Origin of the sequence: Pseudomonas sp. NPDC090203, assembly GCF_044746765.1 — a bacterium.
GTDB classification, from domain to species: domain Bacteria; phylum Pseudomonadota; class Gammaproteobacteria; order Pseudomonadales; family Pseudomonadaceae; genus Aquipseudomonas; species Aquipseudomonas putida_AD.
On sequence record NZ_JBIVCV010000001.1, the window covers coordinates 386,817 to 402,791 of the forward strand.

General features: G+C 61.7%; 13 protein-coding genes. 3 read left to right on the top strand and 10 right to left on the bottom strand.

The features are described 5' to 3' along the window. Nucleotides 1-96 precede the first annotated feature (96 nt). Nucleotides 97-1,083, top strand: a complete 987-nt coding sequence (locus ACIPO9_RS01720; RefSeq protein WP_400778515.1) for an NADP-dependent oxidoreductase — start codon at nt 97-99, stop codon at nt 1,081-1,083. 50 nt (nt 1,084-1,133) lie between these two features. Here ACIPO9_RS01720 and ACIPO9_RS01725 read toward each other — a convergent pair whose 3' ends face one another. Next, the gene (locus tag ACIPO9_RS01725; RefSeq protein ID WP_400778518.1) at nt 1,134-2,477 is read right to left on the bottom strand and encodes an FAD-dependent oxidoreductase; all 1,344 of its coding nucleotides are present in this window, start codon (nt 2,475-2,477) and stop codon (nt 1,134-1,136) included. A 370-nt stretch (nt 2,478-2,847) separates the two neighbouring features. Between ACIPO9_RS01725 and ACIPO9_RS01730 the strand changes: the two genes are divergently transcribed. Then, nucleotides 2,848-3,804, top strand: a complete 957-nt coding sequence (locus ACIPO9_RS01730; RefSeq protein WP_274132577.1) for a LysR family transcriptional regulator — start codon at nt 2,848-2,850, stop codon at nt 3,802-3,804. Nucleotides 3,805-3,878: 74 nt separating this feature from the next. On the opposite strand, the gene ACIPO9_RS01735 is transcribed toward ACIPO9_RS01730, so the two are convergent. From ACIPO9_RS01735 to ACIPO9_RS01755, 5 genes are all read right to left on the bottom strand, one after another. Beyond that, nucleotides 3,879-6,293, bottom strand: coding sequence for an RND family transporter (locus ACIPO9_RS01735; protein ID WP_400778521.1), 2,415 nt, complete (start codon nt 6,291-6,293; stop codon nt 3,879-3,881). After that, nucleotides 6,290-7,297, bottom strand: coding sequence for a WD40/YVTN/BNR-like repeat-containing protein (locus ACIPO9_RS01740; RefSeq protein WP_400778524.1), 1,008 nt, complete (start codon nt 7,295-7,297; stop codon nt 6,290-6,292). Before ACIPO9_RS01740 ends, ACIPO9_RS01735 begins: the two co-directional genes overlap by 4 nt. 171 nt (nt 7,298-7,468) lie before the next feature. After that, nucleotides 7,469-8,818 carry a DUF1329 domain-containing protein gene (locus ACIPO9_RS01745; RefSeq protein WP_400778527.1) on the bottom strand — a complete coding sequence of 450 codons (1,350 nt, stop codon included), beginning with the start codon at nt 8,816-8,818 and terminating at the stop codon, nt 7,469-7,471. 19 nt (nt 8,819-8,837) lie between these two features. Beyond that, nucleotides 8,838-10,475, bottom strand: coding sequence for a DUF1302 domain-containing protein (locus tag ACIPO9_RS01750; protein WP_400778530.1), 1,638 nt, complete (start codon nt 10,473-10,475; stop codon nt 8,838-8,840). A 338-nt stretch (nt 10,476-10,813) separates the two neighbouring features. Then, nucleotides 10,814-12,046: an NAD(P)/FAD-dependent oxidoreductase gene (locus ACIPO9_RS01755; protein WP_274132582.1), complete on the bottom strand. Its 1,233-nt coding sequence runs from the start codon at nt 12,044-12,046 to the stop codon at nt 10,814-10,816. Nucleotides 12,047-12,476: 430 nt separating this feature from the next. On the opposite strand from ACIPO9_RS01755, the gene wrbA reads away from it, so the two are divergent. Then, nucleotides 12,477-13,103, top strand: a complete 627-nt coding sequence (wrbA, locus tag ACIPO9_RS01760; protein WP_400778533.1) for an NAD(P)H:quinone oxidoreductase — start codon at nt 12,477-12,479, stop codon at nt 13,101-13,103. 199 nt (nt 13,104-13,302) lie between these two features. Here wrbA and ACIPO9_RS01765 read toward each other — a convergent pair whose 3' ends face one another. The 4 genes from ACIPO9_RS01765 to ACIPO9_RS01780 all read right to left on the bottom strand — a co-directional run bounded on the left by ACIPO9_RS01765 (nt 13,303) and on the right by ACIPO9_RS01780 (nt 15,968). Beyond that, a complete protein-coding gene (locus ACIPO9_RS01765; protein WP_400778536.1) occupies nt 13,303-13,644 on the bottom strand; it encodes a Rieske (2Fe-2S) protein in 342 nt (113 codons plus the stop codon). After that, nucleotides 13,641-13,958 carry a YciI family protein gene (locus ACIPO9_RS01770; RefSeq protein WP_274132585.1) on the bottom strand — a complete coding sequence of 106 codons (318 nt, stop codon included), beginning with the start codon at nt 13,956-13,958 and terminating at the stop codon, nt 13,641-13,643. Before ACIPO9_RS01770 ends, ACIPO9_RS01765 begins: the two co-directional genes overlap by 4 nt. Before the next feature lie 3 nt (nt 13,959-13,961). Then, nucleotides 13,962-14,834 (bottom strand): intradiol ring-cleavage dioxygenase, encoded by an 873-nt coding sequence (locus tag ACIPO9_RS01775; RefSeq protein WP_400778539.1) that lies wholly within the window; start codon nt 14,832-14,834, stop codon nt 13,962-13,964. 66 nt (nt 14,835-14,900) lie between these two features. After that, the gene (locus ACIPO9_RS01780) at nt 14,901-15,968 is read right to left on the bottom strand and encodes a maleylacetate reductase (protein WP_274132587.1); all 1,068 of its coding nucleotides are present in this window, start codon (nt 15,966-15,968) and stop codon (nt 14,901-14,903) included. Between the last annotated feature and the right edge of the window lie 7 nt (nt 15,969-15,975).

A 15,975-nucleotide genomic window follows, 5' to 3' on the forward strand; every position in this document is an offset into this window, starting at 1 on the left:
TCACTAGCGGCTGTTGGTAACTTCACTCTTCAATGGGCGAGCTACACTGAGCATCTTCGGGTCCCGTGACCTTTCCAGCCATTACAGAGGTGTGCCATGAACGAGGCCAACGCAACAGCCAGCGGCCAGCCCTTTATGGAAGTCCCTGCAACCACCCTCGCCGCCCGGGTGCATCAATTCGGTGGCCCTGAGTGCATCTGTGTGGAAACGGTTCCAACCCCGTCTCCGGGCCCTGGCCAGGTGCTGGTTCAAGTAGAGGCTGCGGGGGTTGGGCCGTGGGATGGCTGGATCCGGTCAGGCAACAGCGCCCTGCCCCAGCCTTTACCTTTGACGCTGGGCTCGGACCTTGCGGGCGTCGTGGTCGCGGTCGGGCCTGAGGTGGCAACCCTGAAAGTCGGCGATGCGGTCTTTGGCGTGACCAACTCCAACTTTACCGGCGCCTACGCTCACTATGCACTTGCCCAGGCGAGCATGATCGCGATCAAACCCGATGCCCTGACGGCGGTGCAGGCAGCCTCTGTCCCTGTTATTGCCGTGACGGCCTGGCAGGCGTTATTTGACAAGGGTCACCTGAAGCCGGGCCAGACCGTGCTGATCCATGGCGGGGCCGGGGGTGTCGGGGCGTACGCCATTCAGTTCGCCAAAAATGCCGGCGCCCAGGTCATCACGACCGCGTCGGCAAAGGATCAGGACTATGTCCGGGGGCTGGGCGCCGACCGGGTCATCGACTACAAGAACGAACCGTTCGAGACCACCGTCAAGGATATCGACCTGGTGGTGGATCTCGTGGGAGGCGACGCCCAGGACAAATCATTCAGCGTGCTCAAGCCCGGCGGCTTTCTCGTGTCGGCCGTTTCCAACCCCGATCAGGACGCAGCGGTCCGGCATGGCGTAACGGCCTTTTTCTTTCTGGTGGACGTGACGACCGACGCGCTGACCGAGATTGCAACGCTTGTGAATGCCGGGAAGCTGACGACCCGCGTGGGACCGGTGTTCGACCTTGATCAGGCCACGCAGATACACGAGATTCTCGACGGCAAGCGGCCACGGCCGGACGGCAAGATGATCATAAAGATGCGCTGACCCGGTTCCAGGTCGGTGCCCGCCTTTTGCAGGCACCGACCCGCCTGCCTCTATTCGAAATACTGGGCGCCGATGTCGGCCCTGTTGCCGTTGCGGGCCAGGGGCGCAGCCGGGATCGTGACCTGTGACAGCCATTGCACGGCCGCACGGGCCGCCCCTCTCGTCAGGCCGGGTAAGGCCCTGAGCCATGCCGTCAGGGTCCAGGGGCGACGGCCATTGATCCGTTCGAAATCCAGCAGAAAGTTGCGCATGACGGCTCGATCCTGGCCGGCAACTTCAAAAAGCAGCATGTCCCGTGCCCGACGCTTCTTGTCGGAATCCCTGAGCCAGCTCAAGTAGGGCGTGGCGCCCGGTGATGTCAGCGCCAGCCGGTCCTCGCGATGAACCGTCATCGCCTGCTCCAGCGCCGCATCAGCCTGCGGGTCCGCATCGTGCAGCCGGGCCATCAGCGACAGGGCAACGTGCTCGGCATCGGTGACACCACCGGACAGGCTCAAGCCGCCCATCGGGTTGGCAACATGGGCCGCATCGCCCGCAAGAATGACCCGCCCCCGCTGAAACGCTCCGGCGCAGCGCTGCTGAACCCGGTAGGGCTGGATGCGTTCGATGCGAAACTGATCCGGTGTCGGTGTGCCCGGCAGCATGCGCACCAGGCGTTCGGTTGCGCGCCTTGAGATCTGGGCGTCGGACAAACCACGACTTTCCTCGTAGCACACGCGCCACAGGCCGCTTCGGTCGAGCTGGATCACCGCTGCGGCATCGACTGCATCCTGTACGAAGTTGATCCTGGAATAACCATTGAGGGCGAAGTCGTAGAACAGGTTTACCGCGACCATCTGCTCGGGCCAGGTGACACCATCGAAACTTACGCCCAGCTGTTTGCGTACGGTACTTTGCGCACCGTCGGCGCCCACCACCCAACGCGCCCGAAGCTCACTGTCGCCTCCCGGAGTGCAGTGGGTCAGCGTGACCCAGGACCCTTCGTGCTCCAGCCCCTTTAGCCGGTGATTCCAGCGGATCTCGACATTGGGCAGCCTGCGCAGGTGCTCGACAATCACCGCACACACATGATGTTGCGCGAGCAGGAGCATGTACGGATGTTCGCTGTCCTCACTCAGCACATTCCATTGCATCGTGGCGATCAGGCTGGCGTCAGCGTGGCGGTAGGCCAGGTCGTCCGAGCGTATGGCGGCCTTGCTGATGTCGGCCAGCAATCCGGCCCTTTCCAGCACCGCAACACTGGCGGGCGTGTAGGCCACAGCCCAAGATGCAGATGAAACGTTGGGCGCGGACTCAAGCACGACCACCCGGGCGCCGGCCTTGCCCAGTATCAACGCGGTCAGCAGGCCAACGGCCCCACCTCCAACTACCACCACCCCCTCTATACTTTCCATATTGTTTTTATCCATCAGCAAGCGGCACACAGGTATCTGACGCACAAGCACAAGCACCAGACGCATCGACAAAGGCTAACCAGCGGCATTTGACGAGGCAACACGGCAGGGTTTGCGGTTCGCAAACACGCCGGTCGCGATTTGTGGGTGATCGGTTTCCCACGTAATCTGGTGCTGATTTGGCAATCGCAGGGTTTGCGAATCACGAACCACGACGCTGTTGTCTTGTGGCCAGGGACTGCTCAAGCTGAAGCGCAAGACGTGCCATGTTTCAAGGAAAGTGCTCGTCAAGCCAGCAGACGGACCGCTCCGGTATCCATGTTCGATACCGGTCCGCCGGCCCTCAAAACAAAAAAGATAGAGGCACAGCATGGACATTTATTTGAGTATCGAAGCATTCGTGCGTGCTGCGGAAGCAGGAAACTTTGCCAACGCCGCCCGGCAGATCGGCGTTGCAAAATCGGTCATCACCACACGGGTCCAGCAGTTGGAAGAGCACCTGGGCGTCTCGCTTTTTCATCGCTCCAGCCGGGCGGTGAAACTGTCCGAAGTCGGTGCATCCTATTACACCGATTGCCAGGAACTGATCGATCACATGCAAGCGCTCTCGCAGCGCTCGCGAGACACCTGCGCCTCGGTCAGCGGGACGCTGCGCGTGGCGGCGCTGAACGGTTTCGCCCTGGAGCACCTGCCGAAAGTCATCGAGACATTCCGCAAAAGCCACCCTAACGTGCAACTGGATGTCTTCGCCAACGACCAGGTCGTCGACCCCGTACAGGAAGGCTATGACATCGTCCTGCAGATCTTCCCCCCGGCCTCGGACTCGCTGATCGAGCGACGGCTGTTTCTGATGCGCGGTGTTTTCGTCGCCACGCCCGGTTATCTGCAAGGCAAGCCTCCCATCGAGACGCCTGATGATCTTTGCCTGCATGACTTCGCCTGTTACCGCTACTACCCATGGCGTCGCTGGTCGCTGAACAATCAAGAGCAGCAGCAACAGAGCGAGGTGACCCTGACACCGGCGTTGCGCTCCAACAGCGTGCACCTGATTCAGGAGTTTGCACGTCGCGGGATGGGCATTGCTTACCTCCCGACCATGGTGGCCTGCGAAGACCTGCTGCAGGGGCGCCTGGTCCGCGTGCTGCCGGACTACCAGACGGACACGCCCTACTTTTCCGCCGTGTATCCGACGTCTCATCGCCTGACCGCCAAGGTCAAACTGTTCCTGGACCTGCTGTCCTCGACATTCTCCATGGAGCCCGAATGGGACAGACGCCTGGGACTGTCGCCCGACACCGAAACCACCCCTGCCCTGGCAAGTTGCTGAATCCATTCTCACCTCCCCGGCAACGACACTGCAGGATCGACCTGCAGTGTCCCTCCACCGCGCGTTGTCTCCCTTTACCGCGCTGCAGTCGCCGATACCCTTGCCGGCAACGGCTGCGACTTGGCTGAAGGGAACAGGAAGTACGCCAGCGCCGGCAACAGGATCAGTGCGCCGAGCATGTTCCAGATGAACATGAACGCCAGCAGCACCCCCATGTCCGCCTGAAACTTGATGGGCGAGAAATACCAGGTGGCAACCGCGATACCCAAGGTCGCGCCGGTCAGCACCACTATCTTGCCGGTGAACATCAAGGCACGGTAATAGGCCTCGGAAAGGCTGGCGCCCTCACGCAGATACCGCAGCATCACCGTCATGATGTACAGCGCGTAGTCCACCCCGATCCCCACCCCCAAGGCGATCACCGGCAAGGTTGCCACCTTGACGCCGATGTTCAGCCAGACCATCAGCGCCTCGCAAAGCACCGACGTCAGCATCAGTGGCAGGACCGCGCAGAGCACCGCGCGCCATGAGCGGAACGTCACCAGACTGATGAGGATGACGGCGGCGTAGACCAGCCACAGCATCTTGCGATTGGCTTCCTTGACCACGATATTGGTCGCGGCTTCGATCCCTGCGTTTCCTGCGGCATTGAGGAAGCGGTAGCTTGTGGAGTCGTTGCGCCTGGCAAACGAGTCGACGACATTGACCACATCGGTCAGCGTATCGGCCCTGTGGTCGCGCAAATAAACGTACACACTCAGCAGGTCGCAGTTCTGGTTGAACATCTCCCGCGGCGCACGGGTGATGATGGCGTTGAGCATGTCCTGGTTACGCGGGATTTCGTACCAGCGCAGGCTGCCTTCGTTCATCGCACTGGCGGCGCCCTTGGCCAGGCCTGCCAGGGACTTGGTGCCCTCGACGCCAGGCAGTTGCGACAGCTCGAATTCCAGACGATCGACGGCGCGCACCGTGTCATAAAGCGCGCAGGCGAATTGCGGGGTCTTGACCATCACCACGTAGACATCGCTGCTGGCCGAGTAATGGCTGACGACAAAGGCGTTGTCCTGGTTATAGCGAGAATCGGCACGCAGCTCCGGCGCACCGGGACTGGTATCGCCGATCTTCAATTGACTGCCATAACCGAGACCGACTAGCGCCAGGGCAATGCCGGCCAGCAACGCGACGGCGGCCCAGCGACGGTGCGTGAAATGATCCAGGAACGCCCAGACCGCATGCTTGCTCAGGTAGAGGTCGGCAAGGTCGGTGGAAGCCACCGCCGCCGCTCTCTGTGCGGCTGTCTCACTGACGCCGATGAACGACAACAGCACCGGAAGCAACATCAGATTGGTGACAATCAGGATGGTGACGCCGATGCTGGCACAGATCGCCAGGTCCTGGATCACCGGGATGTCGATCACCATCAGTACCGCGAAGCCCACGACGTCACAGACCAGCGCCGAAAGCCCCACCAGAAACAACCGGCGAAACGTCAGCCTGGCGGCCAACTGGCGGCTGATCCCGCGCCCGATGTCCTGGGTGATGCCGTTCATCTTCTGCGCGCCGTGGCTCAAGCCCACGGCGAACACCAGAAACGGCACCAGTACCAGATAAGGGTCCAGGACAAAACCCAGGCTGGCGAGCGCGCCCAGCAACCAGACCACCGCCACCAGCGAACAACTGAGTACCACCAGTGCGCTGCGAATACAGCGTGTGTAGCCGATCAGGATGACCAGGCAAATCGCTGCGGCGACCAGAAAGAATACCATGACCTGACGCATGCCCTCGATCAGGTCCCCCACCAGTTTGGCGAACCCGGTGATGTGAATGTCGATCCGGGCCGAGGTGTACTGGGTTCTGAGCGCTTCCAGGCGCTGGGACAGGGCCTGATAGTCGATGGGCGTCGCATCGCTGGCACGCTGTTCCTGAAGCGGGACGAGGATGATGCTGGACTTGAAGTCGTCGGCGATGAGCTGGCCGATCTCCCCGGACCGCTCGATGTTCTGCCTGACCTGGGCCAGGCTGCGCGCCGAGCCGTCGTAGTCATCGGGCATCACCGGTCCGCCGTCCAGGCCATCCTCGGTCACCGCCGTCCAGCGCACGGCCGGGGTCCAGATCGACTTCATGTACGGCCGATCCACTGCCGGGAGCAGGAACAGTTCATCGGTCAGCTTCTTCACGGTGTCCAGATAGCCGGGATCGAAAATCGACCCCTCCCTGGCCTCCACCACCACCCGCAGCGTGTTCCCCGCGCCAGCCAGTTGCGAGCGGTTCTGCAGGTAGTTGACGATGTAGGGATGGCCGCTGGGGAGCATCTTCTCGAACGCCGCGTTGAGCTCCAGGCCCATGGACTTGTAGCCGAACCAGCACGTCGCAAGCACGCAGGCCAGCAGGAAGAGCCCGCGATGACCGAACAGCAAACGCTCGACCCATGACCCTCGTTGAGCCATCACGTCAACGTCGTCTGCGGCGACCTCATGGTGCGCATTCATAGTTCATTCTCTTTGTTCATGACGAGGGTATCCAGGCGCTTGACGCCTCGCAGGCCAGTCACCACCAGCACTCCATCGGTGGCTTGCACCAGGTCGGTGATGGGGGACCCATCGAGGTCGCGGCTCGGCAGCGGCGCAAAATGCTCGCCATGATCGAGGCTGCGCAGTAGCCGCCCCGCCTCACTGGCGAGCACAAGGCTGCCGTCCTGCAGTTCCCTGCCCGCCGTGAGGCTGCTGCTTTCACGGGTGGCGACCGCGGTCCATTTAAGGGCGTCGGCGCTGCGATAGAGGTTGCCTTTGAGCCCGAACACCAGTGCCTGGCCGGAGCCCAGCTCAAGTGCGCCGAACCAGGTGCCGTGGTAGGGCATCGGGACCTGCCTGAAGGGCGCCCCTAGTCCACTCGCGCGCAGGACAGTGCCCTGCTCTCCAACGATGGTCACGTCTTGGTCGCCTTGAACGATCCGGTAAAGGTGCAGGCCGGCGCGATTGTCCAGCTCGCTGGTCACCGAACGCCAATGCGCCCCGGCATCCTCGGTGAGCATCGCCATCCCGTAGGCGCCCACTGCCAGGCCGTGCTGAGCATCGGAGAAATGCACATCCAGAAACGGCTTGTCGGCGCCATCGGCGACCCACCGCCGGGCGATGTCCAGGTGTCGCTGCGCACCTTCGGCGCCCTGCGCAATTTGATCCTGCGCCGCCTGCTGCTCCAGCCCGGCAGCCAGGTTGCCGTCCAGCTGGCGCTCCCACGTCTCGCCGCCATCGGCGCTGTGCAGGATCACCCCGCCATGCCCCACGGCCCAGCCGTCATGGGCATCGACGAAGTCCACCGCCGTCAGCGCAACGCTGCTGGGCACCGAGCGCGCCTGACGCCAGGTGCGGGCCATGTCATCGGACAGCAGGACGATGCCCCGCTCGCCGACGGCCACCAGGCGCTGATCCGCGCGGGTGATGGCCAGTAGAACCGACTGTTGGGCGTGTTGATCGGGTGCTGCCGGTGTGTCCAAGAGGTCCGTCGAGGCACTGCACGCGAGATCGCACACAGCGCCGGCGAGCACGCACGACAAACCGATGTGTCGGAGCGTCGTCCGCACATTATGAAATTTGAGACTGGTCATCGCTTGATTCCACCGCTCGGTTGGCAAGCGGCCCGCTGACCGGGCCGCGGTCTTCGTGATTCAGCGCACGCCTTCGGCAGCCACTGCGTCACCGGTGAAGTAGGACTCAGGCTTGAGCGGCACCACCCGGAAGTTTTCGCCGTTGAATGCCTGCACGTTACTGACCGTGCCCGCCTGCAGGTTGAACACCGCGACCGGTTTGACCAAGACCACCGGCACCGACGGCACCACGAACGGCAACACTTGCGAAGTGCGCCACAGCTTGCCCTCGGCGTCATAGCCGTCGAGCAGAGTCAGCAGCCAGGTGTCCTCATCGAAGTAGAACGTGCGCTTGGGCACCGCATGGCGTTTGCCGCTGGCCAGCGTCGCTTCCACGACCCACACCCGGTGCAGTTCCCAACGCAGGGTATCGGGGTTCAAATGGTGAGGCGCAAACGCCTTGTCAGCCGCTGCGGTCACCTGGCCATTGGTGTTGTAGGGGACGTAGATTTCTTTCTTGCCGGCGATTTTCCAGTCGTAGCGATCAGGCATGCCGAAGAAGCCCTGCACTTCGTCGAAGTAGTTGGCGCCGGAGGCCACGAAGTCAGGGGTGTCGTAGGCCACGGTGGGTGCGCGCCGTACTCGCCGCTGTCCGACCAGATACTGCCAGGCCTGGCGTGACTGTTGCGGATCGACGCTGTCGCGAATCACCAGCGTTTCACCGGCCTTGAACGGCGGCGCCGTGGTGCTGAAACGCTGCAGGAAATATTCCTTGGACCAGTTCTGCGCCGAACCCTTTTGGTAGTAGTACGGGTACTGCCAGGCGTTGTCGTTGCGCGTCGCCAGGGTCTGCCCGCCGTCGCTGGTCAGCACCACGTTCTTGAAGCCGTACTCCACAGCCTCAGGCTCAACCCGCAGCAGGAAATTCCAGATCACCTCCAGACCACTCTTGGGCACAGGGAAGGGAATGCCGCCAAAGCAGCCCTCCACCGACTGGCCGTTTTGGGTCAGCTTGCAGTTCTGCGCATTGAGCGCGGTGTTCTTGTACACATAGTCCGGCGCAGAGGCAGTGCGGTGGGTTGGATAGACATCCAGGCGAAAGCTTTGCGGGTACTTCTGCAGCAGCGCACGCGTACCCTCGGAGAGCTTATCGCTGTACTTGGCCATGTTTTCTGCGGTGATCTTCAGCACCGGTTTTTCAGTGGCAAACAGGTCACCGGGAATGAAGCTATTCCCGGCCGCCGGGGTTTGTCGGGTGCCGCCGTCCCAGGCCGGGATACTGCCGTCGGCGTTGCCGGCTTTTTCACCACCCAGAGGCGTCAACGCGGCCCCCAGACTCGCCGCTTCCTGCGCACCGACCGCCGCCCAGACCGGCGCGCCTGTCACCAGGCTCGCCACGAGTGAAAAACCAAGGAATGTCTTGTTGTTCATTGTTCTTATCCTTTCGGGTTTAGAAAGTGCGCTGCAACGACACGGAAACGAAATCACGGTCGGCGTAAACCTGATCGCCTGACAGGGCGTTGGATGAATCGACGATCCCGCCCGCGCTGCCGTAGTAGTGGGTAAAGCTGATGCCGCCGCGCCAGGTTTTGCGGTAATCGAACTGCAAGCCCAGGCTCACGTCCCCGCCACCTTCGGGCGAGAAGCCGGTGCCCAGCACTGCGGTGTTGCCGTTGATGCCGTAGCCGATACCGATGGGTACGCTCAGATCGACGCCGGGCAGAACCTGGAAGTATTCCGGTGTGAACAGCACTCGCAGCGAGCTCGCGTTGCGGGTGACGTTGGGGTCCAGTTGGTCGCGGTTTTTATCGACGCTGGTGATGCGGTTGTAGGCCAGCTCACCGAGCAGCGTTGCGCCGTCCCAGAGCGAGTTTCCGGGCGCGACGCTGATCGCCGAGATTTGCGCGTGGAAGGTGTTGCCCACTGGATACAACGGGTCGTGATCGCCGTCGCCTCGGCCGCTGAGATCCAGCACCACGTTGCCGGTGGCGGCCAGCGGCGTGTTGCGCCGCACCGACGCTTCGGCCGCGACGTTGGTCTCGCCGACCAGGGTGCTGATGCTGGCACCGAAGGTTCTGATGCCCTCGCCGTAGACAAGCTCGTAATCGCCTTGCTCGGGGCGCAGGTAGAACTGCGGAAACCTGTCATGGTAACGAGCGGCGTAGAGGCCGTACTCGAAGTCACCGAACTGCATCTTGACCTCGAAACCATACTGTCCGGAATCGGAGGCATCGATGTCCTTGCCGCGCCGCAGTGCCTGCCCGGGTCCGATGAAGAACTGCTCGCCGCCTTCATCGACAAAGTCGGCGTAACTGAAGTAACTGCCGGCCCCCGGCAGGCGTGCAGGCTCCCAGCGGTACTGGTAATAAGCGCCGAGCGTCAGGTTCTGGTTGACCAGCAGCGTGCCGCCCACCTGATTGACCGGTCGGATGATTTCCTTGAACGTGGAGTTGGGCACCGACAGCAGCTTGATGATGTCGACCGGCGACTGCGCAACCGCGATGCCGTTGCCGCCGAAGAACAGGCTTTCACCGTAGACCTGGCTGTAGCGCCCTCCCCTGAGCGACAACGACATGTCGCCAAGAGCAAACTTGCCATAGGCGAAGGCGTCGAGCAGCTCTCCGTCCCGGCCCTGCAGATCCCGGGTGTCATGGGTGAACTGATCGTTGCGCACGGACGAGCTGTTGACCGTGTCGCTGTGGTTGTCGTTGCCCCGGTTATAAACGTCGTCGTACCAGGCCGCCCCGCTGAGCCGCACGCCATAGGTGTGCCGATAACTCATGTCCAGTTCGGAGAGAAGATCCAGGCGATCAGAAATCAATCCGCGATTGAAGTTGTTGTCGCCGTCATCGAGGTTCGGGTTGTAGGAAGGCCGAACAGCGTGGTCCTGATTCTCCACGCGCCAGGCGGCGCTGTATTTGAGCGTGTTGTCCCACGCCACGGAGAAATCGGTACTGCCAGTATCAATCTGGAAAGCCTGCGCTGACGGGATGCTCTGAATGCCGAACACAGCAGCCGCCACGGCAACGTGCATGTAACATAACGAGGGTCTTGCGGGTACAACGCTGATGTTCGCTTTCACGTTCATAGAGTAACCCTGACTTATAATTTTTATTGTTTGGACACTCGGAAACTTTCTCACTGCCTGAAAGTTTCAGACGAGACAGTACTGCGGTCGTTTTATAGAAAATCCTTACCGTATTCTTTAACCATCTGATCTTGAATCGAGCGCAACAGCATCCGCTTATGTAGGAGCGCGCTTGCCCGCGACTGCGATAGTTCAGTCATTGACGGTATGCCTCAAACACCGCCGTCGCGGGCAAGCGCGCGCCTACAGACAATCACGCAGGGCTGTCCGCACAGCCATGCTGCGCGCTCGATGATTACTGCTGCTTATTACGAGTTACAACACTCAGAGGGCGAACGTCATGCACTCACGGCTTCACGCTCTGCAGTATGTTGCAATGGCTTGATCACCCGTCGGCCATTGAGCCTTTCGAAGTCGAGCAAGATTTCGCGCATGACTTTAAGGTCCTTGCCCGCGTGATCGAACATTGCGTTATCACGAGCCCGTTGCGCAGGGTCGCTTTCTTTCATCCAGGTGAAGTTGGCGGTTGCGGTGGGCGAGGTGAACTCGAGGAACACTTTGCGCCGGTCAACAGAATACTCATCCAGCACTTTGCTGGAAGCGCCTTCATTGATGACCGCAATCAATGCTTCGGCCAGATGCTCGGCATCGAGCACACCGCCGGACAGCCCCAGCCCGCCCATCGGGTTGGTGGCATGGGCGGCATCACCGGCCAGGATCACCCGACCGCGACGGAACTCGGCCGCGCAGCGCTGGTGGACACGGTACGGGTTGAGGTAGTCGACCCGGTATTGATCCGGCGTCGGCGCGCCGGGCAACAGGCGCTTGAAGCGCTCCGGCAGGCGGCGGCGGACTTCGGCTTCGGAGATGTCCGGGTCTTCGCCGTAGCAAACGCGCCACAGTCCGGTCTTGTCGAGCTGGACGACCACGGCCCAGTCCACCGGGTCGTGCACGAAGTTGGCCCGGGAATACCCGTGCAGGGAGAAGTCGTAGAACACGTTGGTGGCAACCAGGCGTTCGCCCCAGGTAATCCCGTCGAACGTCAGCCCGATCTTCCCGCGCACGGTGCTGCGTGCGCCGTCGGTGGCCGCTACCCACTTCGCCCGCAAACGCGCCTTGCCGGCCGGACCGCTGGTTTCCATGGTCACGTAGTCGTCGTCCTGCTCGATCTCCTCGACCTTGTGATTCCAGCGGATTTCGACGTTGGTCAGCTTGCGCAGATGCTCCACGATCACGTTGGACACATGGTTCTGCGCCAGCAACAGCATGTAAGGGTAATCGGTGTCCTGCGCCAGAACGGCCCAGTCCATCTTCGCGATCAGTTCGCCGTTACCGTGACGGTAGGCGAAGTCCGGGCACCACACGGCGCGTTTGCGAATGTCGTCGAGCAAACCGAAACGGTCCAGTGCAGCAGCGGTGGGTGGCATATAGGCAACTGCCCGTGGCGAGGGTGAAACGCCTGATTCGGACTCCAGGACAACTACCCGCACACCGGCCTTGCCAAGTTTCAATGCGGTGAGCAGCCCGACCGGGCCTCCGCCGACAACTACCACGCCCTCTATTGTTTCCATCGTGTGTCTCCTATCACGGCCCATTTGCTGGGAAGGCGCCTGATCCTTCTTGTTTGAAGCTATTAATCAGGCGAGTGACTTCAGACTAATCACCCGACATTGGAGAGGCAATACAGCGACGTTTGGCAAACGCGAACAGACTGATCGGGTTTTGAGAGGACATCGACTTCATCCTGCATGAGATGCCCAACTTAATAGTTCATGAAACCAGCCACTTAGCTCATTCCTGGCGCGTTATTAACACTCAGAACTCTGCCCATGATGTCTGGCGGCGATCGTTCGCCGTTTACAATCACCACGTTTGCGAATCGACAACCTGCTTAGTGTTGTTTTGTCCTCTTGCCCTGCTCATGCTGCATTGAGCAATCGGTAAGTTTAATGGCTCGCTGATTGCAGTTTCTTCTAACAATGACGTCTTCAGGAAATTCACATGACCACTAAAATCCAGATCGTTTTCTACAGCTCGTACGGGCACATCTACAAGATGGCCGAAGCCATCGCCGCTGGCGCCCGTTCGATCGGGGATGTTGAGGTCACACTGCTGCAGGTTCCGGAACTGATGCCGGAAGAAGTCCTGGTCAAGAGCGGCATCAAGGGTTACCGCGCCGCCTTCGCCTCCATCCCTTTCGCGACGCCGGAAAAGCTGGCAGAAGCGGACGCCATCATCTTCGGCACCCCGACCCGCTTCGGCAACATGTGCTCGCAAATGCGTAACTTCCTCGACCAGACCGGCGGCCTGTGGATGTCCGGCGGACTGATCGGCAAAGTGGGCAGCGTGTTCACCAGCACCGCCTCCCAGCACGGCGGCCAGGAAACCACCATCACCAGCTTCCACACCACCCTGCTGCACCACGGGATGGTCATCGTCGGCGTTCCGTACTCCGAGCAAGGACTGGTCAACATGAGCGAAATCTCCGGTGGTACCCCATACGGTTCCTCGACGCTGGCAGGCCCCGACGGTTCTCGTCAGCCTAGCGAGAATGAACTGCAGATCGCGCGCTTCCAGGGCGAGCACGTCGCGGGCATCGCCAAGCGCCTGAAGCAAAACGTCAACTGATTCACTGCGGTGTGCCCGCCAGGCCGAGGGGCATCGATCACACAGAGACAACCACGTTCTCACTCACGGGAAGTGGTTGTCCCCTCCCCCCCCACAGGGCACTTCGGCTTGATGTTCACACCGTGAAAAGACAGAGGCCCGACCGGCAAGGCGTCCCAACGGAACCTTGCGGGTCAGGCCTCTGTTTTACGCAATGCGCTCAGTCCTGGACGTCCATCACCACGCTGCCCGCCTCGACGCGAACCTGCACAGAATCCAGCCGCGCGCCCTGACAAGGGCCCTCCACACACATGCCGTCGTCAAAACGAAACATGGCACTGTGATGGGCGCACATCAGGACTTTGCCGCGGTAGGTACAGAAGGTTTGCGGCCGATAGTTCAGGGGCACCGAGAAGTGTGGGCATCGATTCAGGTACACCCACACCGATTGCGCCTGGCGTACGGCAACCAGCCCCGAGGGATGGAGCTGGGTGTGATCCGGCAGCCCCAGGGCGCCGCCATCGGCAATGTCTTCAAGCTGACATAGCGTGATGGTGTTCATACAGAATCCCGCAGAGCCGGGTTGCCCAGGCTCCAGTTCCAGGGGCGAATTTCAATCCGCGAGAACAGCCCGGCCTGGACATACGGATCGTCCTGCAGGAAGGCTTCGACCTCAGGCAGGCTGGCGGCCTCGATCACCAGCAGCGTGCCATTCATTGCAGCGCCCGCATCGTTCAGTGTCGGACCACCCAGACGCACCACCACGTGATGCATCCCTGGCGCTCGCAAATGCGCCCGGTGGGTGGGCCGCAACTTCTCGCGCAGCGCCTGGGAGCCTTCGTGGTCAGTGGCGAAAACGGCGAAAAACTGTCCCATGACTCAGGCGGCCTCCAGGACAAAATCGTAGTACGCGCGCTTGTACGGATAGGCCATGTCCAGCCCTGCTGCATCCTCGTCGTGGGCCGGGCGATCTTCATAGGTCACCTGCAACGACCCTTTGACGCCGAACACGGCATCGGAATCCAGGTATGGGTCATCACTGTTGAACAGGTGCGTGACCAGCTTGCGATAGCCCGGCGCCTGAATCATGAAATGCAGATGGGCAGGTCGCCAGGCATGACGATTGGCCGCATCCAGCATCTCGCCCACGGGGCCATCGGTGGGAATCGGGTAGCACACCGGCACTGTGGTCTGAATGGCGAAGCAGCCGTCGTTGTCGCTACGGTAGCGCCCGCGCAGGTTGCCGAACGGCTGATCCGGATCTTGCCCGGAGTACATGCCGTTGTCTGCGGTTTGCCAGACGTCGAGCACCGCCCCGACCACTGGCCGGCCCAGCACATCGAGCACCCGGCCATGCACCAGTGCCGGTACGCCGTCGGTCAACGCCATGTTCTCGCCATAACTGCGATCGGGCATGCCCTCGATGAAGAACGGGCCGAACACCGTTGTCTCGGTGGCGTTGGTGCTCTGCCGATGATTGATCGCATCCACCAGCATCGACACCCCCAGGGTGTCCGACAGCAGGATGAATTCCTGACGCACCTTGCCATCGCACTTCTGTCCGGTCTCGGTCAGAAAACGAATGCCCTCGAACCACTCCTGTTCGGTCAGCTCGACCTCGCTGACGAAGTCGTGCAAGTGGCGCACCAGGCTTTGCATGATCTGTTTGAAACGCGGGTTGGGGCTGGTCTCGAAACTGCTGACAGCCTGTTCGGAGATCAAGGCTTCCACGGCTTTGTAATGATCGGTCATTGTTGTTATTCCGATGGGATTGGGGAAAGCAAAACGCCGGGGCACTGAGTGCTCCGGCGTCGTTTTTCAAGCGGGTGACCAGCCGTTCCAGGCCCGCGTCAGCAGCGCCTCGATGGGCGCCTGTTCAAACGGTCTGGGGTTGTAGTACGGGCTGGCGCAGGCGATGTGGGCGGCCTCGGCGGGGCCATCCTTGGGCATGCCCAGCTCTGCCAGCGACAGAGGAATGCCCAGCTTTTCGTTCAACGCAAACAGCAACTGGCCAACGTCCTTAGCCTCGTCACCACCTAGCGCGCGGGCGGCACGTTGCAGGGGCTGCGCCGCCGCCTCGCAATTGTAGTGCGCCGCGTGCGGCAGCACGATTGCATGGGCCTGAGCGTGGGGCAGGTTGAAGGTGCCGCCCAGCGTATGGCAAAGCTTGTGGTGCAAGGCCATGCCCACCGAGCCCAGGCAGATGCCGGCAAGCCAGGCACCGTAGAGGGCCTGGCCTCGCGCCTCGGGATGCTCAGGGTCCTGGACGATCAGTGGCAACGAGGCGGCCAGTGCCCGGATCGACTCTTCGGCCATGAAGCCGATGATGGGATTGGCGTCCTGGGCGTACAGCGCCTCGACCGCATGGGCCATGGCATTCATCCCCGAGCACGCAGACACCTGCGCCGGCAGCGACAGAGTCAGTTGCGGGTCGTAGATGACGGTTTTCGGCAGCACGCGGATGTCACGCCCGGTCCGTTTCAGGCGATCTTCAGTGAGCCCGTAGATGGGCGTCATTTCCGAGCCGGCATAGGTGGTCGGCACTGCCAGAATCGGCAGGCCCGAGTCCATGGCGATCGCCTTGCCCAGGCCGATGGTCGAGCCTCCACCGACGGCGACGCAGCAGTCGGCGCCCAGCCGGACAGCCTCGATCCGGGCCGCCTGCGCGACTTCGATCGGCACATGCATCACCGCGTTCGGATAGACACCCGCCGAGCGCGAACCCAACAGCGCGGCAACCTGCTCGCCCAGGTCCTGTTGCTCCGGCGTGGTCAGAATCAACGCACGTCGCGCACCCAGCCGGTCGATTTCCTGCGCCAGTTCAGACAGCTTGCCCCAGCCGAACACTACGCGCGTCGGCAGGCTTTGGTAGACAAATGGATTCATGGCCGGC